This window comes from Gammaproteobacteria bacterium (genome assembly GCA_024235095.1).
GTDB lineage: Bacteria > Pseudomonadota > Gammaproteobacteria > Competibacterales > Competibacteraceae > UBA2383.
In genome coordinates this window covers 2680052-2700182 of the sequence record JACKNC010000001.1, presented here as the reverse complement: position 1 = coordinate 2700182, position 20131 = coordinate 2680052, and the positions used below count along the sequence as shown (strand labels likewise).

Sequence of the window (20131 nt, the reverse complement as noted above, 5' to 3'; positions counted from 1 at the left end):
CAATTTGTCGATCGACTTGAACCATCACGAGGACCGTTCATGCTCTCCGAAAAACAGCTTGAAATCTTGCGGGAACGCCGCGCCAAAGTATTAGCCGGCGGCGGCGAGGACAAACTCCAGGAGCGACACGCCAAGGGTCTGATGGGCGCCCGCGAACGCTTGCTGGCCCTGTTTCAGCCGGACACCTTCCAGGAAATCGCAACTCACGCTAAACATGCCGCCAAGCATTTTGGCTTGGCCGACAAGGAATTGCCCTCCGACGGCGTAATCGTCGGCACCGGCTTTGTTGATGGCCGGCCTGTTGCGGCGTTCAGCCAGGATTTCACGGTGATGGGCGGCACCCTGGGGAAGATGCACGCCAAGAAGATCGTGCAGTCCATGCAACTGGCGCTGAAAATCGGCGTCCCGGTAGTGGCTTTCAAGGACTCCGCCGGCGCGCGCATTCAGGAAGCAGTCGACGCCCTGTCCGGCTACGGCGAGGTGTTCTACCAAAACGTCCTGCTGTCAGGCGTAGTGCCGCAAATCGCTATCATCGCCGGACCCTGCGCCGGCGGCGCGTCGTACTCGCCGGCCCTGATGGATTACATCATCATGACCAAGCAGAACGCCTATATGTTCATCACCGGCCCGGAGGTGATCAAGGCGGTCACCGGGCGCACCACCAGCCTGGACGAGGTCGGCAGCGCCCAGATGCACGCCACGGTCAGCGGCAACGTGCATTTTGTCGCCGACGATGACCGCCACGCCATCCAGATCGCCAAGGCCCTGCTCAGCTATTTGCCTTCCAACAACACCGAGGACCCGCCGCATCGCCCCTATCCCGATCTCGATCTGTCCTCAGATGAAGGCATCGATGCGCTGATCCCGGAAACCTCCTCGGAACCCATGGACGTGCAACCGGTCATCAAGCGTCTGGTGGATAATGGCCAGTTCCTGGAAGTCCACGCCGGTTGGGCGGGCAACATCGTGGTCGGTTTCGCCCGCATCCAGGGGATTGTCGTCGGCGTCCTCGCCAATCAGTCACTGGTCAAAGCCGGGGCGATGGATATCGACTCTTCCGATAAGGGCGCTCGGTTCATCCGGTTCTGCAACGCCTTCAATATCCCTCTCGTGACGCTGGTCGATGTGCCCGGCTTCTTGCCCGGCATCGAGCAAGAGCGCGGCGGCATTATCCGTCACGGCGCGAAGATGCTCTACACCTACGCATCCGCTACCGTGCCCAAGATCACCATCATCCTGCGCAAGGCTTATGGCGGTTCCTACCTGGCCATGTGCGCCCAGGAAATGGGCGCCGATCTTGTGTTCGCCTGGCCCACCGCTGAAATCGCGGTAATGGGCGCAGAAGGCGCAGTCAATATTCTCTATCGCAACGAACTCAAGGCCGCCGAAGATCGCAAGGCTAAGGCGGCTGAGCTGGCGGCGGAATATCGGGCCAAGTTTGCCTCGCCGTACATGTCCGCCTCACGCGGCTACATCACGGACGTGATTGAACCGGCTGACACCCGGGCTACGATTGCCCTGGCGCTGCGCAAGTTGCTGACCAAGCGTGAACTGCGGCCCGCCAAGAAACATGGCGACATCCCGCTTTAATCTGCGCGCTGACCACTTAACGGAAATTTATCGATGAACACCTACACTACGATGGACGCCATTGGCGACATCTTCGTGATCTACGGCATCGTGATCGTCGTCTCGATGTTGGTCGCTCTGGTTATTCGCGGCATTGTTTGGGCCTTATCGCAACAAACGACCGCGCCTGCGCCTGCGACCGCAGTCAAACCGGCTGCGCCGCTGCAACCGGTAGCGGTCGCTGGTATTCCACCGGAACACCTGGCGGTGATTACGGCTGCTGTCGCAGTGATGTCTGGCGCGCACCGAATCGTCCACATTGAAGCTCTAGCCCGAGGCTACAGTTGGACCGCCGAGGCGCGTTCGGTTCATCACACGTCGCACGCGCCTCGCTCCCGTTGATTTCACCCGAATGTTTTTCAATCTCCCTATCCCTTACCCTTTCCTGCGAGAAAACATCCATGGAGAAGAAATTCCGTATCACTGTTGAAGGCAAACAGTACATTGTTGCCGTCGAAGACCTTTCAACTGACAGCTCTCAGAGTTTATACCCAGAGCCGGGCAGCATGAGCGTTGCGCCGCAACCGGTGGCCCCAGTGCCTACCGCGCCAACGCCCGCCGCTGCCGCAGCGCCAGCGCCTGGAGCAGCAGCCGCAGGTCCGGGCGATGAAGTCGCGCCGCTGGGCGGCGTAGTGCAAACTGTGCATGTTAGCGTTGGTCAGGCGGTCAGCGAAGGCGACAAATTAGTCTCGCTGGAAGCCATGAAAATGGTGACCCACGTCGTCGCCCGGCATGGCGGCAAAGTGACCAACATCGCGGTCAAGCCGGGCGATCCGGTCGATGCTGGGCAGGTCTTGTTAACCATCGGTTGATGACCGGGAGCGTTCCATTATGGAATCCCTGAATTTTCTTGATATTTTCCAAGGTATCAACACCTTGTTGCAAGGGTTCTCTACGGATCCCAAGATCGCCTTCGGCCGTGTCTTTCTCATGGCACTAGGCGTCCTGCTGCTGTATCTGGGACGCAAAGGCGTGCTGGAAGCCCTGCTGATGATTCCCATGGGTCTGGGCATGGCTACCATTAATGCGGGCGTCATGTTCTTCTCGGCCTACGATCCAGCAACTGGTCTGAACATCGCCGCCGAGCAGGCGCAACAATTGCCTGGCACCCTGTTCGTCGCCCCGTTGGCCTCGGACACTGGGGCGCTGGTCAATATCTTGCAGATCAACTGGCTGCAACCAATCTACACGTTCATGTTCAGCAACGGTCTGATTGCCTGCCTGGTTTTCATGGGCATCGGCACGCTGCTGGATGTCGGCTTCGTGATGGCCCGCCCCTTTCAGAGCATGTTTGTCGCCCTGTTCGCCGAGTTGGGTACGGTCTTTGTGTATCCGATTGCGGTAGCGCTGGGGCTGACGCCGGGGCAAGCAGCGTCGGTAGCGACCATCGGCGGCGCTGATGGGCCGATGGTGCTGTTCACCTCGCTGCAGCTGGCGCGGGATTTGTTCGTACCGATTACGGTGGTGGCCTACCTGTATCTGGGGCTGACTTACGGTGGATATCCGTACCTGATCAAGTTGTTGATTCCCGAACGGCTACGCAACCTGCCTATGCCGATGGAGAAAACCAAGCCGATCAGTTCTAATGAAAAGCTGGTATTCGCCGTGATTGCCTGTGTGCTGCTGAGCCTGCTGTTTCCGGTGGCGTCACCGTTGTTCCTGTCACTGTTTATCGGGGTGGTGGTTCGGGAAAGCCAGATGACCTACTTCTTCGAGCTATTCTCGAACACGGTGCTGTACAGCGCGACATTCTTTCTGGGGCTGCTGTTGGGCGTACTGTGCGAAGCGGGCACGATCCTGAATCCGATTGTGTTGAAACTGCTGGTGCTGGGCATTCTGGCGCTACTGATTTCCGGTATCGGGGGGATTGTAGGTGGCTACGCGATATATTACCTGTCCGGCAAGAAATACAATCCCGTCACCGGCATCGCTGGGGTGAGTTGTGTGCCTACCTGCGCCAAAGTCGCGCAGAAGTCGGTCGGTCCCGGAGTCGTCGTCCTACCACATGCTCTTGGCGCCAGCATCAGCGGCGTCATTACCAGCGCGATTTTTGCTGCGACTTTCATTGCCCTCTTATTGCCAAAAGGTTGAACCGAAAAAGGCCGCGTTTGCGGCCTTTTTTACATTTGCGCAGCCTTATTGCTGGGCTGGCGTGGTCTGTTCCGGATACCAGCAACTCTGCTGCCAATAGAAGTACTGGTTATTCATAGCCTGCCGACGCACTCGTCTATCGGTATTGTTGACCTGACCATCCCCGTTGACATCGCCACAGTCTGCCTGCGTAGACCAGCACTCTTGCAGCCACTGCCTGAACTCATCTCTGACTTCAGTGCGTTTTTGATTTTGATCCTGCGCGTCGACTACGCTGTCGCCATTAACGTCGGCGCAGGCGAAATAATCACGATGCTGGCTGTCCTGAATGAAGGCCGAGAAATTGGCTACTCGCGTATAGACCCCATATTTGCCGGCCCGGCCACAACCGATCCCCCAACTGGTGATGCCCGCCAACTGGTACTCTCCCAGATTCACCAGCAACGGTCCGCCACTATCGCCTTGACAGGTATCCGTGCCGCCTTTAGCGTAGCCTGCACATAGCATGTTGTCAGTAATTTCCTCAGGCGCCAAGGCTGTCGCGCAAACCGTGTTAGCGACAATCGGTAAGAAGGCTTCTTGCAACACCGCTGGATATTGCGGCCATCCTCGGCGCTGAGTATTCCCCCATCCCAGGATCAACGCTTCTTGGCCAACCAGGGTATCCTGACCACTGTAAACCGGGATAGGCGCATCATTAGCGACCTCTTGCAATTCCAGAAGAGCGATATCGAAATCGCTCGATCCTGCATCATATTGCGAGTGAATAACAATGCGCTTGACGCCGAGGCGTTGCCCAATTCCATTGGCTAAATCCTGCTTCAGGTCGCGCACGCCCAACACGACATCCAGCTCGCTAGGCAACTCAGTCTCCACACAATGCGCGGCGGTGGCTACCCAGTTTGCAGCGATCAATGATCCGCCACAAAAGAACCCATCGTAAACATCCGGTTCCGAGGCAAACACCAGAACCGCCATCCACGGATAAAAATTAGTGGCTTCGCGGCCGCCAATAATCCGAGGCTCAAGTTTTTGACTCGCACCTGAAACCTGACCAGGAATCATTATAAAAATCAACAACAGACTACTGAAGGCGATTTGCCAGATTCGAGTCATCATTACTTACCCATCGCTACCGGTTGCTTTCTAAATCAACAAGATGATAAACGACCCTGGGACAGTCTCCGTTTAGGCTTTGCTTTTCTTGGCCTTCATGGGTTCTGGATTGGGCGCTACGTCCACCGACACCGTGAGCGTGTGCGCGCCGCCACCGGTCATTACCCCCTGCAAGGGCGCTACATCGCCATAATCGCGTCCCCAAGCCACGGTGACATGTTTTTCCTGGGGCATACAATTATTGGTTGGATCAAACTCCGCCCATCCCGTTCCAGGGACGTACACCGCCAACCAGGCATGCGAAGCATCGGCGCCAATTAACCGGGGCTGGCCAGGCGGCGGAAGGGTTTCCAGATAACCGCTGACGTAGCGGGCCGCCAGTCCCAGCGAGCGCAAACAGGCAATAGCCAAATGCGCGAAGTCCTGGCAAACCCCTCGCCGTTCGCTTAGCACCTCGTTGAGTGGGGTAGCGACCGTGGTGAAATGTGGATCGTAGGTAAAATCTTCGTAAATACGTTGGTTTAAATCAGCCACGGCCTCAAGTAACGGGCGATCTGGAGTAAAACTGGGTTCTGCGTAGGCGCGAAAGTCGCGATGGGCGGCTACAAACGGCGAATCCAGCCGAAACAGTCGGGCTTCGATAATTTCCGGATCGGGGTCTGCCCGCAACATTTGACGCGCCTGCTCCCAGGGTGGCGAGGGGCTGGATTCATCGAATAAGCGCTCATCGAGGACGCGCACCTCGGTCGCAACAGTGACTTCCAACTTTTGGTGAATATCCTGAATCGCAAAGTACAGCACCCGGTTGCCGAAAAAATCCTGACGTTCGACGAATAACGCGGGGCGTGGTTTGATCCGGATCTGACTGGGTCGGCACAGCTGCCAGTTGGTTTCCCTCGGCAGCAGCCGCGCTTCGTTATGACAGAGCGCTACACCGCTGCTGTATTGGTAAATCGTGCGGTGGGTAATGGTGTACCGCATATTTATGGTCGCATGGTAATCAATTGCTGAGGTACTTCGGCATGGCTGAAATGGCTATGGGTCAAGGCTTCGGATAGACTCGACAAAGGCGTGTGCAGGGCGTCCAGTAATCGATCCAGTTCGGTACTAGAATACGTACTGTCATGGGACAGGGTCGCCAGCGCTGCAATATCCGCCAACTGCAAGGTGGAGATCGCTTCCAGAATGAGTCGTTCTTCGGCGCTGCGGTAGGGAGAGTCGTCCGGTTGTTGCAGGCGACCGATATGCCGTTGCAGTCTCCGCAGTTGATAACCGACCGAGCGGGGATTGCCTTCATCAAAGAGCAGCAAATCAATGATCGCCGTCGGGTGCAGCGCGGAACGATAGCGCCGCCGGTAAACTGTCAGATTGTCGGTAATGGTCAATACCACTTCCCAGAGCGGCACGCCAGGATGACGAGCGGTGATGAACGCCAGTTTGAACAACTCCAGCGTGCGCAGCACCCGCTCCAGATAGCGCCCGATGTCGAAGAACAGCCAGCCCTGATGATGAGGCATGGTTTCGTTATTCAGTCCGCAGAACGCCGCCACCAGCATCAGTTGTTCTTCCAGCAACTCCCGTGCTTGCCGGGCGCCTAATCCCGGCGACGGTTCCTTCACCCATTGTTGCAGGCGATTCAGCAACCGCCAGCTGTCATCGCCCAGGTGATTGCGCACCGCCCGTCCCGTGCGCAACATGCCGTTGAAAATAGTCTCCATGCTGCCGGGATGTTCGGACTCGAGCAGCAGACCCAGTAGGGTCTCTCGCAAGGTAAAGAAGCGGGCGCGCGGCGATTCCGCCACCGGTGGCACCGGAATATCCAACGCCTCGAACAGGTCATCCAGGCAGCGTTCATCGGTATTATCCTGCTCCCATTCCAACAGTCGACCCAGCGCTTCCCGCAGCAACCGCGCTGTGCCGTCGAACCGTTCGCTGTAGCGGCCCAACCAGAACAGATTATCGGCGACCCGGCTGGGGAGATCGCTGCCATCGCGCGTCGCCACGATCGGACCGTGAGCCTGACGCAGCAGGCTGACATGGCGTTGCGGAGTCTGCGCCAACACCCACCAGTCCTTACTGATGCCGCCCTTTTGCAGAGCGGCTTGCAGGGTATCCAGCCCAGAGGACACGCGGGCCAAACCGCCGGGCATCACCCGATACCCATCGTCCTCGGTGACCACAAAGCCGCGCAACATCACTGGGCGCGGCAGCAATTTGCCCTCTTCCAGCACCGGCGCGGTCGATAACGGCTGAGGCTCCTGGGCGACAAACAGATGAGGCTTAGCCTGCATCTGTTTGATTAACTGGGTTCGTAAAGTATCGTCGAGATGACAACCTTCCCAATAGGGTCCGTTGGGCAAAATCGAACGCACCACCAAGCGATCGAGGTGACTCAGCACATAGTCATGATCATCGGAATTACCGCACCACCAGGTCGGCAACGAAGGCAGCTTCAGATCCTCGCCGAGCAATTGTCGGCATAACAGCGGCAAAAACGCCGCTAATCCGGGGTTTTCGATAATGCCGCTGCCCAAGGCATTGGCCAGGACTACATGACCGCCCCGCACCGCTTGCAGGAGTCCCGGAACGCCCAGCAGGGAATCGCCGCGCAATTCCAGGGGATCGCAATAAGCGTCGAGCACTTGCCGCAAAATCACATCGACCGGCTGCAAACCACCGAGGGTTTTCAACCAGACTCGGCCATCGCGCACCACTAGATCCTCGCCCTCCACCAGACTGAGCGACAGATAATTGGCCAGGTAAGCATGTTCGAAATAGACCGGGCTGTTCGGACCTGGCGTTAACAGCACCACATGCGGATTTTCGGGATGATGCCGGGTCAATCCCGCCAGGGTGGCGCGTTCGGTTTCCAGAAAACTGGCCAAGCGGCGCAGTGGGGCGTCGCGATAGAGCATCGGCAGCGCCCGCGCCAGGATAATGCGGTTCTCCAGCGTGTAACCGGCGCCCGCGGGTGACTGCGTGCGGTCGCCGTAGACCCGGAACACGCCGTCCGGTCCGCGCGCCAAATCGATGCCATGAAAAATCAACTCACGCTGCCCGGCCGGCAACGATTGATGACAGGGCGCGAGAAATCCGGGATGGGGATAGATCAATTCCGGAGGCAGCCAGCCCTGACGAATGGCCAGTCGCTGGCCGTATAAATCCGCCAGCAGCGCATTCATTAACCGGGTGCGCTGTTCCAGTCCGGTCGCCAACTCGCTCCACTCTTCACCCGTCATCAGCAGGGGAATGGGATCGACCAGCCAGTGTCGTTGTGAACTGCGCAGATCGTCATACGTGTTGTAAGTAACGCCATCGGTTTGCAACAAGCGTTGCACCTCGCCATGACGGCGCTCCAGTTCCTCACCGCCAATTTCTTCCAGCGATTTGGCGATCTCTCGCCAATGCGGACGCAATACGCCCGGCGCTGAACACATCTCGTCATAGCCGGTTTCGTCGACCGGATAGTTGGCGACCAGGGTTTCGCTGGGCGATTCCAGTTCGTCCGGGTAGGCAACCGCGGCTTGGATCATGAATGCCTCTGTTGTTGTGTGGTGCGGCGCAGACGATTGGCCAGGACCCGCATCACCTGAATAGCGAACAGGGGGGTGTGTTGAATGAGGGTAAGGAAGTGCTGACGAGTGACGGGAACCAGCAAACAGTCGGTGACAGCGATGGCGCTGGCGCTGCGCGGGCGATCTTCGATCAACGCCATTTCACCCAGGATATCCCCGGCACCAAGGGTTTCAATGAGCTGGTCGCCCATCCGAATATCGACCTGGCCTTCAGCCACGATATATAAAGTATCGCCCGGTTCGCCTTGCTGGAAAATCGCTTCACCAGCGGAAAAGGGCAGATGTTCTTCGGTTCTGTTAAAAAGTTCCTGCGTTGACATGGGAGCTTCTCGTCATGCGGGGAATCAACCGGGGTAAGAACGCCGGCGCTGGCCGGTTCGCGGATAAGAATAGGCGACAGTGTAGCCGACTTTGCCAGATTCGGGGTAGCGAGGAGAGCGCAACTTTATCCCGGCCCGGCTGCCGCCTCGACAATCTGGCCAAAGCTGATGGCGGCGTCGTTAACGGGAAGACGCTCGGGCAACAGCGCCTCAAAGCCGGCATCCGAAAGCAACCGCATGGCCTGTTCCGTCAGAATACGATTCTGGAAGACGCCGCCAGCCAAACCGATCTGCCGGATGCCATGTATCTGCCGGACGCGCTCGGCCTGACGCAGAATGAGCGTAGCCAGGCTGGCGTGGAAACCGGACGCACGTTCCGCGATGGTTCTTTCTTCATCCATTAGCACGGGTAAAAGCGGCGACCAGTCTGCGCGCCAGATTCCGTCGTCCAAATACAGCGGCATTTCGACGAATTCCTGAGAGGCTGCACTACGTGCTTCCAGCATCATCGCAGCCTGCCCTTCATAGCTTTGCGTTTGGGCGACGCCGATCAATGCAGCGGCAGCATCAAACCAGCGGCCAACCGACGAAGTCACCGGACAATTGATCTCGCGTTCCCAAGCCGTCCGCGCCAAACCGCTTTCAACAGGTCTGTCCGGCCAATCCAGACCGGCTTCCCAGCACATCGCCAACGCACACCGCCAAGGATCGCGGCTCGCCGGGTCGCCGCCGATTAAGCGGAACGGGCGCAGGCTGGCGACCCGCCGCCACTGTCCAGGCATCCCCAGCAGCGCCTCGCCGCCCCAGAGCGTCCCGTCTTCGCCAAAACCCAAACCATCCCAAGTGAACGCCAGGATCGGTTTTTTCAGGGCAAATTCGCCAAACAGCGCCGAAGCATGGGCAGGATGATGGAAAACCCGCTGAATCTCGATATCCCGTCCGCGCGCCCAGCGGCTTGAGAAATATCCGGGATGAGCGTCGCAGACGATTCGTTCAGGGGTAACCGCATAAAGCCGGCAAAGGTCTTTGATGACCTGCTCGAACACCTCCAGGCTCCGGGGTGCGCCGAGATCGCCCAGATGCGGTGAAACCAGCACACGGTCTTCTACAGCCAGGGCAATGGTGTTCTTCAGATCCGCGCCCAGCGCCAAGGTGGGCCGATTAACGGGCGTTTTCAGCCGCAGTTCGACCGGCGCGAGACCTCGTCCCAGGCGCAACGGCCGGGGGATGCCGCCCATCATCCGCAACACCGAGTCGTCAGCGGGACGGCGAATCGGTCGATTGTGATGCAGGAAAGCGTCAGCCACCACGCCGAGTCGTTTTTCCACGCTCTCAGCGTCGGTCAGCACCGGCTCGCCGCTGATATTCGCTGAGGTGGCGACCAGCGGCCCGCCGAAATCGGTGGCCAGCAGATGATGCAACGGGCTGTAAGGCAACATGAGACCTACTTCCCCAAGTCCCGGCGCGATCGACGGCGCGAGTACGGACGTAGGCGATTTGGGCGCGAGTACGATCGGGCGCAGCGGCGACCGCAGCCAAGCCAGCGCCACATCATTCGGAGCGGCAATCTGCGTCATTGCGCCACTGGATGAAGCATCTTCAGGGACTAGCACCGCCAGCGGTTTCCAGGGTCGATGCTTGCGTTCCCGCAACCGTTGCACCGCCGGTTCGGAGCGCGCATCGCACATCAGGTGATAGCCGCCAATGCCCTTGACGGCGACGATCAGGCCCACCTGCAAGGCCCGAACACAGGCCGCCAGCGCCGCTTCGTTACCGGATACGGGTATTAATTCTGTACCTCGAAATTCCAGTATGGGTCCACAGCGGGGACAGGCTAGGGGTTGAGCATGGTAGCGACGGTCGGCGGGATTGTCATATTCCGCCTGACAATCGGCGCAGAGCGGGAAGCAGGTCATTGCCGTATTGGGTCGATCATAGGGCAACCGGTCAATGATCGTGTAGCGCGGCCCGCACTGGGTGCAGTTGGTGAACGGATAGCGGTAGCGACGGGCGGCGGGGTCGGCCATTTCCCGCAGGCAATCCGCGCAAACAAAATGATCGGGGGGAATCACGACTGGCCCGGAATCGCCCGTTTCGCTTTCGCGAATCGTAAACTCCAGGTGGCCCAGAAACTCCGCATCTTCGACCACAGGCGTTTCGGGACGAGCCAGGGGCGGCGCTTCCGCACAGAGGGCGCGAACGAATTCGGCAAGTTGCGCCGATTCACCCTCGATGTGAATGTCAACGTCCCCACTGCGGTTTCGCACCCATCCCCGCAGTCCCAGCCGCCGGGCCAATCGGCCAATGAAAGGACGGAATCCAACGCCCTGAACCCGGCCCTGAATCCGAATGCGTTGCGCAATCCCCGATCCGGTCATATTGCCCGCGCTTTAACCATGCGCTCAGGCGGCGATGGACTCGGCGGGAGATGTTGCGCGTTCACGAATACCCGACGCCCACCAGATACGGCAGGCTCCTTCGTCCGATACCATGCATGGGCCGATGGGCGTGCGCGGCGTGCAGGGCGAACCGTAGATGCGGCATTCCGGAGGCGTGATTTTGCCCAGCACCACGCGGGCGCAATCGCAACCCGGCGGCATGTCTCCGACCCGGCGGCGACCTTCCGTCTGCGTTTCGGGAAAATGCAATCGGGCGTCGTGCGCCGCATAACACGCCTTGAGCGCATAGCCGGAATGGGGAATCGTTCCAATCCCGCGCCAGTTTGCATCGACCACGTCGAAACACTCAGTCAAACAGCGCCGGGCCACGGAGTTACCGCCGGGCTTCACCGCCACCGTGTAACAATTCTCCAGCCGGGGTTCGCCATCCAACGCCTGTCTGAGCACCGCATAAGTCGCCGCCAACAAACTGTCCGGCGTGAATCCGGCGATCGCTGTGGGAATATGATGGCGCGTCGCCACGAAATCCCATTCCTCGGGTCCCATCACCGTGGAGACATGGCCCGGCGCAACCAGGGCGTCCAGGCCGGCGTCGCCGGACTCCAGCAACATCGCCACCGCCGGCCAGGTCAGCCGACCGCTCATCAACAGAAACAGGTTATCCGGCAATCCTTCGGCGATCAGGGCCGCGATGGGGGCCAGCGTCGTTTCAAAGCCCACGGCATGAAAGATGACCGGTCGCTCCGGTTGCGCTTTGGCGATGTGCAACGCATCCCGTGGCGAAGCGATCGGCCGGACATCCGCGCCGGCGGCCCTAGCCTCTTCCAGCGAACGGACTTCGCCACGCGGCGCATTGACCGGCACCCGCAGCATATCGCCGAAACTGACCACAATCGCTGGCTCCTGCAAGGTCCATTGGATCGCCTGATAAATATCCTCTTCGGGACAAATACACACCGGACAGCCCGGCCCGGGAATCAGGCGGATCGTTTCCGGCAACAGGCTACGCAGACCCGCCATAGCAATCGAACGCTCATGGCCGCCACAAACATTCATGATGCGGACGGGAGTGGACAGATCGAGGGCTTGGATCTTTTCCAGCCAGTCCTGGGCGCGATGGGACATGAGCGACTCTCCGGCAGTGGATTTCAGGTCGTCGCGGTCAGTGGCCTGAAGGTGATGCGCGGACCCGGCGCATGGAGCCTGCGGCCTTCGGATTCGACCCGCGGCGTCAAGGTTTGGTGTTCTTTGAGTAGCTCGCGGTAGTGATCGACTTCCGCTGTCAGCCATCCGAGCCAGTCGGTCAAGCCTTCACCTGAGCGGGCGGATAGATGCAAAGCAGGCGCAGTCGACGCCAAGTGGCGCAAACAATGCTCTGCCCGTGCCGGCGAAAACTCGGTGAGATAAGGCAAGAGGTCGGTCTTGCTGATCAACATCAGATCGGCGGCGCGGAACATGACGGGGTACTTGGCCGGCTTGTCATCACCCTCGGTAACCGACAACAGAATCACGTTGCGGTGGTGACCCAGATCAAAACTGGCGGGACACACCAGATTGCCGACATTTTCGATAAACAGAAGATCCAGGTCGGTCAGATTCAGGCGATCAAGCGCGCTATGAATCAGGTGCGCATCCAGATGGCAGGCTGTACCGGTCGTAATCTGGTGGACTGGAACACCGAGCGCGCGGATACGATCAGCGTCGTTCTCGGTTTCCAGATCACCCTCGATGACGCCGATGCGCAACCTGCCCTGGAGCGCGCGGATGGTGGACTCCAGCAGCGAGGTCTTGCCGGAACCGGGCGAGGACATCAGGTTGATCGTTAACACGCCCTGCGCGTCAAGCCGGCTTCGATTGATTCGGGCTTGCTGATCATTCTGGTCCAACAAGCCGTTCAGAATCCTCTCCGGAGTGGAAATCGGCGCAGCGCGATCCGGAGGGGGACTCAGCAAATGGCGATTGCCGTCAGTGATATTGCATCCACAGGTATTGCACATAGCGATCAGTCTTCATTGGTGACCAGTTCAACCCGCGCGAGGATCAATTCATGCCCGTCGATCAGTTTCGTATCGAGACTCGCGCAGACCGGGCACATCAGGTTATTGGGCGAGGTTTCGGATTCTGCGCCGCACACGCGACAGGCCACGCGCGGCGCGGTTACTTCTGTGATCAGTTCCGCCGTTTCGGCAATGGTTCCCGCCTGGATCAGAGTAAAGGCGTTGCGCAACAATTGCGCCTCGACCCCTGAAAGCATCCCGACCCGAATTTCGATCCGCGCAACCGCGACCGCGTCATGGACGTTGGCCAGGTCGGTGAGCTGATCGATGATGTTCTGGCACAGGGAGAGTTCATGCACTCACTTCTTCCCCGGCCAACAATTCATCGAACAGTTCCCAGGATTCCCGGGCCTCTTCGGCGCTGATTTTCTGAATGGCGTAGCCGACATGGATCAGCACCCAGTCCCCAATGCCAATCGGCTCATCCTGCAACATGAAGAGGTTAACATCGCGCGCGACGCCCTTAGCGGAACAGCGGGCCTCGAAACCGTTAATTTGCGTAATCTGCATTGGAATGGCCAGACACATAGTCGGATGACTCCCAAGGTCATAAAGTGTACTTTTGTACCCTTTCATTAATTATAGTGACCTGCAAGAGTGGTTGACATCCATGAGCAAAAATAGAACTCATACCGACGCACGCATCACCCTGGCTCATGGCAATGGCGGCCGCTTGATGCGCGAACTGATCGACGGGGTTTTCGCCCAGGCGCTGGGCAGCCAACTGGATACCCGTGTAGACGCAGCTCGACTGCCGCTGAATGCGCCTGGATCGGATTGGTTGATCACTACCGATGGTTTTACCGTCGAGCCGCTGGAATTTCCCGGCGGGGACATCGGCAGTCTGGCGGTGCATGGCACGGTCAACGACCTGGCCGTTTCCGGCGCTACGCCGCGCTATCTGAGCTTAAACGTTTTCATCGAGGAAGGTCTGGAAATGGCGGTGCTGGAGCGCATCAGTCGCTCCATCGCCCGCGCCTGCGAAACTTGCGGTGTCCGTATCCTGGCCGGCGATACTAAAGTCGTCCGGCACGGCCAAGGTGGGGGGTTGTATCTGGCGACGACGGGTATCGGCGAACGCCGTCATGGCGTCGAACTGGGCATCGAGCGCATCCGGCCCGGAGATCGCCTCATCGTGAGCGGCACGGTGGGCGATCATGGCACAGCGGTCATGCTGGCCAGGGAACAATTCGGGCTTTCCGGGAATTTGCTTTCGGATGCGACGAGCGTAGCGCCGATCACGGAATCCTTGCTGCAATGGCCGGGGCTGCGGTTCATGCGCGATCCGACGCGCGGCGGCGTGGCCACGGTCGCCCACGACATTGCTTCAGTTGCGGGCGCTACCGTGCGCCTGTTCGAGAAATGCCTGCCGGTGCGTAAAGAGGTGCGGGGGGTGTGCGAAATCCTGGGCTATGACCCCTATTATCTGGCCTCGGAAGGTCGGGTCGTGGCCGCGCTGAGTCCGGAGGCCGCCGAGCCGGCGGTTGAAACTCTGCAACGGCTTGGCTTCCATGATGCCTGTATCATGGGCGTGCTCGAACCCGGCCCGCCCCGCGTTATTCTCCAGACGGGTCTGGGCGGCGAGAGGATTCTCCCGGAGCTGGAAGATGATCCCCTGCCGCGCATCTGCTGAGTTTTTCCAAAGACCCGGGATAGCGCTCCCCTCGCAACAGGCCAGCGAAGCGGATGAATACCTAAAACCAAATAGTATAAAATGCCCGTTTTCCAAGTGTTCAGCCCCGGAGTTCCGTCATCATGAGTCAATCCCTTGCCGAACTGCGCCAGGAATATTCCCTGGGCGCTTTAACCAAAGCCGAGGTCGATCCCGATCCCATCCGGCAATTTCAACGCTGGCTGGACGAAGCGATCAAAGCCGAGTTGCCTGAACCTAACGCCTTGACGCTGGCTACCGCTGATCGCACCGGACGTCCATTTGCACGCGTCGTGCTGCTCAAGGATTGTGATGTTGATGGTTTCGTGTTCTACACCAACTATCGCAGCGATAAGGGCCAGCAACTCGCGGAAAATCCCCATGCCGCACTGGTGTTCCTGTGGCTAGAGCTGGAGCGGCAAGTACGCATTGAGGGGATCGTTAGCAAAGTTTCCCCTTCTGAATCAGAATCTTATTTCAGAACCCGGCCGCATGAGAGCCGCCTGGGCGCGCTGGCTTCGCGGCAAAGCCAGGTGGTGGCTAACCGTCAGATTCTGGAGGAGCGTTATCAGCAGTTGGCCGCCCAGTACTCCGATGACAATATTCCAATGCCGAACCAGTGGGGCGGCTATCGGGTGAAGCCGGAAATGCTGGAATTCTGGCAGGGTCGTCATGGCCGGATGCACGACCGCTTGCGCTATTGTCTGCGGAAAGAAGGTGGTTGGTTGCTGGAGCGATTGGAGCCTTGAGGCGGGTATTAGGCAGACCTAGATTCGGCTACTGCCTGACCACGGGTCGGAGGCAAGGGCGTTTTTCAAATGTCCAACATACTGCAAGTAATAGGAAAAAATTGTTTTAACCGGGCTACAACTGGATTATTGCTGGGTTCGCTGTTGTTCTGTCTGGCCGTGTTCGTCCAAGCAGCTCTGGCCACCCCGGAAGAGTGGTGGGTTACGCGCACTGCGACTGATCAACCGCGCATTCAATTACATTTCTTCTGGACGCAAACCTGCCCCCATTGCCGCAAGGCGCGACCATTTATTGAGGCGTTGCCCGCTGATTATCCCTGGCTGGATTTACGCAGCTATAACCTGAGCCGCGACATGGCTGGCGGGTTGCAATACAGCCGGATGGCCAAGGCGCTGGGTGAATCCGCCCAAGCCGTGCCAGCATTCCTGTTTTGCGGGAAAATATTCACCGGTTTTGACCCGGGCGTCACCGATCGTCTACTGCGCCAACAACTGGAAACCTGCCACCATCGTTACTCACAACCTAACGCCTCTGTGGAAACCCGCGAAATTTCAACGCCTGGCATAATGACTGCCGATGAACCACCTCTGGAGCTACCGTTGATCGGCGCATTCGATCCAGGCGCATGGTCGCTGCCTGCACTGACGGTGGTATTAGCGGGTCTAGATGCTTTCAATCCCTGCGCGTTCTTCGTCCTGCTGTTTTTGCTCAGTCTCCTGGTTCATGCCCGCAACCGCCAGCGCATGTTCTTTATCGGGGGCGTTTTCATTTTCTTTTCCGGGATTATCTATTTCATGTTCATGGCGGCCTGGCTGAATGTCTTTCTGTGGCTGGGCGAATTGCAATGGATCACCCTGCTGGCCGGCTTGCTGGCGGTGGTCATGGGCGGGCTGAATATCAAGGACTTCCTGGCTTTACAGCAGGGACCGTCATTAAGCATTTCCGCTCAGGCTAAACCAAGACTGTTCAAGCGAATGCGGGAGCTGGTGGGTGGCGATCGCTTGCCGGGGTTGCTCCTTGGAACTGCAATGTTGGCTATCGTCGCTAATAGTTATGAGCTGCTTTGCACCGCTGGATTCCCGATGGTGTATACCCGGACCTTGACTCTGAATGATTTATCCACCAGCGCATACTATCTCTATCTTGCACTTTACAACCTGATTTATGTCCTGCCCTTGCTGGCGATTGTTCTGGTGTTTACCTGGACGCTGGGTTCGCGAAAACTCCAGGAACAGGAGGGGCGGTTGCTGAAATTGCTGTCGGGAACCATGATGACTGGACTGGGATTGATGCTGCTCATTTATCCCCAGGGGTTAAGTGAACCGGGGATTTCGCTATTGCTCATTATTACCGCGCTGATAGTAACCGGGTTGGCGGCAGTGCGGCGTAAGCAACTGCGTAAAATGTCATAATCAAGGTAACTTCGTTATGAAATATTGACGAATACAATTCAGTAGCCAAAAAACTTGCGGTATCAAATATACCCTGTATAATGTGCCGTCATTCTTGGTTCGCGTTAACCTTAATTAAATTGCAGCGATTAGAGTCAGCAAAGTAATTTCGAGGATTTACCCTCAAGGCTTTTGCGAATTAGCGATCTGGAATTTCAAATGTTAAATAATATTCGAAATAAAAAGACCGGGATTACCCGGCTATAACCACCAAAGGAGGGGCGTGCGATAATGAATAAAGGTCAAAAACCTGCCGCATAGCGCCTATTCCAGGATTTCGGATCAGAGCCAACCCCCCAATCCTAATCCTGTTTCCCAGACCGGTCCCCAGGGATCGGTCTTCTTGTTTCTGATTCTTTAAGAGTTGGGGAATAAACGTGGCGCGATTGACCGAGCATACGCCAAGTAAGCGAATGGAGGGACTTGCTAATGTTAATGACGATCGCGAAATTCGAGGCGCGTCCCGAGTTCAGAATGAAATTGCTGGAACTGGAACTGGCGCTGGCGCTGGTTGAACATTCGCGCGCCGAAACCGGCTGCTTGGAGCATGGTTGTTATCAGGACATTACGAACGCGGACCGATTACTAATGGCCGGCCGCTGGACCAACCAAGAAGTTCTGGAAAATTATTATGAAAGTGAACAATTCCGCCAACTGGTTACCCAGTTTGCGGATTGGGTGGTAGAGGCGCCGCCCTCGGTCAGCCTCTACGAAGTCGTGGAAATGGATCGCCTTTGATGCCAGGTCAGTCTCTACCCAGCGCCCACAGGGATCAGTGAGGCGCACGATCACGCCCCTCCTAACCGTTCAGTCAGATAATGCTCACAGCCCTTTAGCGTGGACAGCTTTGGGTAGTCAAAATCAAAGATCGTAACATTGAGTTCCTTTTCCAGGCTCATCATCAGCCGGAGAAAATCAATGGAATCCAACTCAAGTTGATCATGAAAACTGATGTCAGGATGAAGCGCCTGAGTATCAGCGTTCGGGATGACATCACTCAGGGTGCGCAGAACCGTGTCGCGAATCTGCTCGTTGCTTATGGCATTCATTACAATTTCCTCTCACGAGTAATGGAAGCTTAAATTCCAATTTGGTTTTACCGCTTCGGCATGTTGCGCCGCAACATGAAGTCTTGCATTGATTCTCTGAAAAAGCAAGCAATCTTTCATGCTGCACTAAACGCTAACAATGCAATTTTTCGGCCATCCAGCGCTTTCTATTTATTTTACCCGTGAAAATTAGAATAAACCGCCTAAGCATTCGAATCTTGCGAACGTTCCTCTTCCAAAGTAGACACATCACCCAGTGGCAATCCCAGTTCGCGAGCACGCAAAAGTCGCCGCACGATCTTGCCGCTACGAGTTTTGGGCAAATCCGCTACAAATTCCAGTTCGCGCGGCGCCACTGCCGGCCCCAAATAGGTGCGTGCGAAGCCCAGCAATTCTTTGCGTAGCGCATCGCTAGGTTCGTAGCCAGCTTTTAATGCGACAAAGACCTTGACGATCTGTCCGGCAAACTCGTCCGGTTTGCCGATCATGCCGGCTTCCACCACCGCCGGATGCTCCATCAGCACATTCTCGACCTCAAATGGGCCGACCAGATGGCCCGAGGTTTTAATGACGTCGTCGTTGCGGCCCACGAACCGGAAATAGCCATCGGCATCACAAGTCGCCAGATCGCCGCTCAGATACCACCCATCGGCGAAGCACTGCCGGTAGTGTTCCTCATCCTCCAGATAGCCCCGGAACATGGAAGGCCACCCCGCCCGCAGCGCCAGTTCGCCTTCCACACCCGGCGGCAGGCGATCCACGCCGCCATCGGGTCGGCGCTGAACAATGGCCGCTTCGATACCTGGCAACGGTTGGCCCATCGAGCCGGGCTGGATAGGGACAGCGCGATAATTGGCGATCATGATGGCCCCGGTCTCGGTTTGCCACCAGGTATCATGAAAAGGTCGGCCCAGCGCCGCCATGCTCCAGTGAACCGCTTCGGGATTCAGCGGCTCGCCGACACTGGCCATGAAGCGCAAGGCGCTTAAATCACGTCCACATAGGGCTTCGGTGCCCATTTTCATCAGCATGCGGACCGCGGTCGGCGCGGTGTACCACACATTGACCCGTTCGCGGTCCAAAATGGCATACCAGCGCCGCGCATCGAATTCCGCTTCATCGACCACCAAGGTCGCGCCATTCACCAGCGGTGCGATGATGCCGTAGGAAACGCCAGTGACCCAACCGGGATCGGCGGTGCACCAGTAAATATCCCCAGGCCGCAAATCCAGCACCCAGCGGCCAGTCAACCCATGAGCGACCACGGCTTCGTGAACGTGGATCGCGCCCTTGGGCGTTCCGGTGGTGCCGCTGGTGAAATGCAGCAGCGCCCAGTCTTCGGGTTGGGTGCGCGGTGAGGGCCGGTGGTCGGTTTCAGCCTCCAGCAGAGCGTGGAACGAGCGAGTGCCGGGTTCGTCACCATTGCCGTCGGTCAGCAACACCTGCTCCAGATGCGGCAATTCGCTCCGCTGTTCCCGCACCTTGCGCTGGTGCAGCAGCGTCGTAGTAATCAGTACCCGCGCCCGGCTTTTCACCAAGCGCACCCGCACTGGCTCTGGACCGAACGCGGAAAAGAGCGGGCAAAAGACCGCGCCTGCTTTCAGCGTTCCCAGCGCAGTGATATAGAGTTCGGGAATCCGTCCCGCCAGAATGCAAACCCGGTCGCCCGGTTGAATGCCTAGTCGTTGGAGAGCGTTGGCAAAGCGATTGCTGAGGCGCGCCAATTCGGCGTAACTGAAATCCCGTCGCTCACCGTTCTTGCCCAGCCAGCGCAATGCGACAGCTTCACCACAACCGGCGGCGACCCAGCGATCCACTGCTTCAAAGGCAATGTTCAGACCACCATCCGGCAAACCGGCGCATTCAGCGCGGGCGGCGTCCCAAGAGAACGTAGCGCGCATGGCTTCAATGTCTGTCAGATTCGGGACCGGTTCGCGGTCATTCAGGGTTTTGGGTATCATCTTAGTCTCTCCAAGCGTCGCTCGCTGAATCAGGCTATTATTAAACGCTTCAAGTTCAATCCGCCCGCCGGCCCCGCTCCGG

The 20131-nt window shown here is 58.0% G+C and carries 19 protein-coding genes; 8 read left to right on the top strand and 11 right to left on the bottom strand.

Features of this window, described 5'->3' with window-relative positions; translation table 11 throughout:
* Positions 1-39 precede the first annotated feature (39 nt).
* Genes H6973_11995 through H6973_11980 form a run of 4 tightly spaced genes read left to right on the top strand, consistent with a single transcriptional unit; the run spans position 40 to position 3720 of the window.
* Positions 40-1590, top strand: a complete 1551-nt coding sequence (locus H6973_11995; GenBank protein ID MCP5126314.1) for an acyl-CoA carboxylase subunit beta — start codon at positions 40-42, stop codon at positions 1588-1590.
* A gap of 33 nt (positions 1591-1623) precedes the next feature.
* A complete protein-coding gene (locus tag H6973_11990; protein ID MCP5126313.1) occupies positions 1624-1971 on the top strand; it encodes an OadG family protein in 348 nt (115 codons plus the stop codon).
* A gap of 59 nt (positions 1972-2030) precedes the next feature.
* Entirely contained in the window at positions 2031-2441 is a 411-nt protein-coding gene (locus tag H6973_11985; GenBank protein MCP5126312.1) for a biotin/lipoyl-binding protein, read from the top strand.
* A 19-nt stretch (positions 2442-2460) separates the two neighbouring features.
* Positions 2461-3720 carry a sodium ion-translocating decarboxylase subunit beta gene (locus H6973_11980; GenBank protein MCP5126311.1) on the top strand — a complete coding sequence of 420 codons (1260 nt, stop codon included), beginning with the start codon at positions 2461-2463 and terminating at the stop codon, positions 3718-3720.
* 45 nt (positions 3721-3765) lie between these two features.
* On the opposite strand, the gene H6973_11975 is transcribed toward H6973_11980, so the two are convergent.
* The 9 genes from H6973_11975 to H6973_11935 form a co-directional block, all read right to left on the bottom strand.
* On the bottom strand, positions 3766-4839 hold the full coding sequence (locus H6973_11975; GenBank protein MCP5126310.1) for a serine protease: 1074 nt from the start codon (positions 4837-4839) through the stop codon (positions 3766-3768).
* 69 nt (positions 4840-4908) lie between these two features.
* Entirely contained in the window at positions 4909-5817 is a 909-nt protein-coding gene (locus H6973_11970; protein ID MCP5126309.1) for a transglutaminase family protein, read from the bottom strand.
* Positions 5818-5819: 2 nt separating this feature from the next.
* Positions 5820-8369 (bottom strand): circularly permuted type 2 ATP-grasp protein, encoded by a 2550-nt coding sequence (locus tag H6973_11965; protein ID MCP5126308.1) that lies wholly within the window; start codon positions 8367-8369, stop codon positions 5820-5822.
* On the bottom strand, positions 8366-8731 hold the full coding sequence (locus H6973_11960) for a cyclic nucleotide-binding domain-containing protein (protein ID MCP5126307.1): 366 nt from the start codon (positions 8729-8731) through the stop codon (positions 8366-8368). Before H6973_11960 ends, H6973_11965 begins: the two co-directional genes overlap by 4 nt.
* Positions 8732-8856: 125 nt before the next feature.
* A complete protein-coding gene (gene hypF, locus H6973_11955; GenBank protein ID MCP5126306.1) occupies positions 8857-11109 on the bottom strand; it encodes a carbamoyltransferase HypF in 2253 nt (750 codons plus the stop codon).
* Positions 11110-11133: 24 nt separating this feature from the next.
* Entirely contained in the window at positions 11134-12255 is a 1122-nt protein-coding gene (gene hypD, locus H6973_11950) for a hydrogenase formation protein HypD (protein MCP5126305.1), read from the bottom strand.
* 23 nt (positions 12256-12278) lie between these two features.
* On the bottom strand, positions 12279-13127 hold the full coding sequence (gene hypB, locus H6973_11945; GenBank protein ID MCP5126304.1) for a hydrogenase nickel incorporation protein HypB: 849 nt from the start codon (positions 13125-13127) through the stop codon (positions 12279-12281).
* 5 nt (positions 13128-13132) lie between these two features.
* A complete protein-coding gene (locus tag H6973_11940) occupies positions 13133-13486 on the bottom strand; it encodes a hydrogenase maturation nickel metallochaperone HypA (protein MCP5126303.1) in 354 nt (117 codons plus the stop codon).
* Positions 13479-13715, bottom strand: a complete 237-nt coding sequence (locus H6973_11935) for a HypC/HybG/HupF family hydrogenase formation chaperone (protein ID MCP5126302.1) — start codon at positions 13713-13715, stop codon at positions 13479-13481. The genes H6973_11940 and H6973_11935 overlap by 8 nt, the downstream gene beginning before the upstream one ends.
* A gap of 82 nt (positions 13716-13797) precedes the next feature.
* Between H6973_11935 and hypE the strand changes: the two genes are divergently transcribed.
* From hypE to H6973_11915, 4 genes are all read left to right on the top strand, one after another.
* Positions 13798-14820 (top strand): hydrogenase expression/formation protein HypE, encoded by a 1023-nt coding sequence (hypE, locus tag H6973_11930; GenBank protein MCP5126301.1) that lies wholly within the window; start codon positions 13798-13800, stop codon positions 14818-14820.
* Between the two features lie 122 nt (positions 14821-14942).
* Positions 14943-15587 (top strand): pyridoxamine 5'-phosphate oxidase, encoded by a 645-nt coding sequence (gene pdxH / locus H6973_11925; GenBank protein MCP5126300.1) that lies wholly within the window; start codon positions 14943-14945, stop codon positions 15585-15587.
* A gap of 69 nt (positions 15588-15656) precedes the next feature.
* The gene (locus tag H6973_11920) at positions 15657-17000 is read left to right on the top strand and encodes a hypothetical protein (protein MCP5126299.1); all 1344 of its coding nucleotides are present in this window, start codon (positions 15657-15659) and stop codon (positions 16998-17000) included.
* A gap of 468 nt (positions 17001-17468) precedes the next feature.
* Entirely contained in the window at positions 17469-17777 is a 309-nt protein-coding gene (locus H6973_11915; GenBank protein MCP5126298.1) for an antibiotic biosynthesis monooxygenase, read from the top strand.
* Between the two features lie 50 nt (positions 17778-17827).
* On the opposite strand, the gene H6973_11910 is transcribed toward H6973_11915, so the two are convergent.
* A complete protein-coding gene (locus H6973_11910) occupies positions 17828-18088 on the bottom strand; it encodes an acyl carrier protein (protein MCP5126297.1) in 261 nt (86 codons plus the stop codon).
* A 203-nt stretch (positions 18089-18291) separates the two neighbouring features.
* Positions 18292-20049: an acetate--CoA ligase gene (gene acsA / locus H6973_11905; protein MCP5126296.1), complete on the bottom strand. Its 1758-nt coding sequence runs from the start codon at positions 20047-20049 to the stop codon at positions 18292-18294.
* Between the last annotated feature and the right edge of the window lie 82 nt (positions 20050-20131).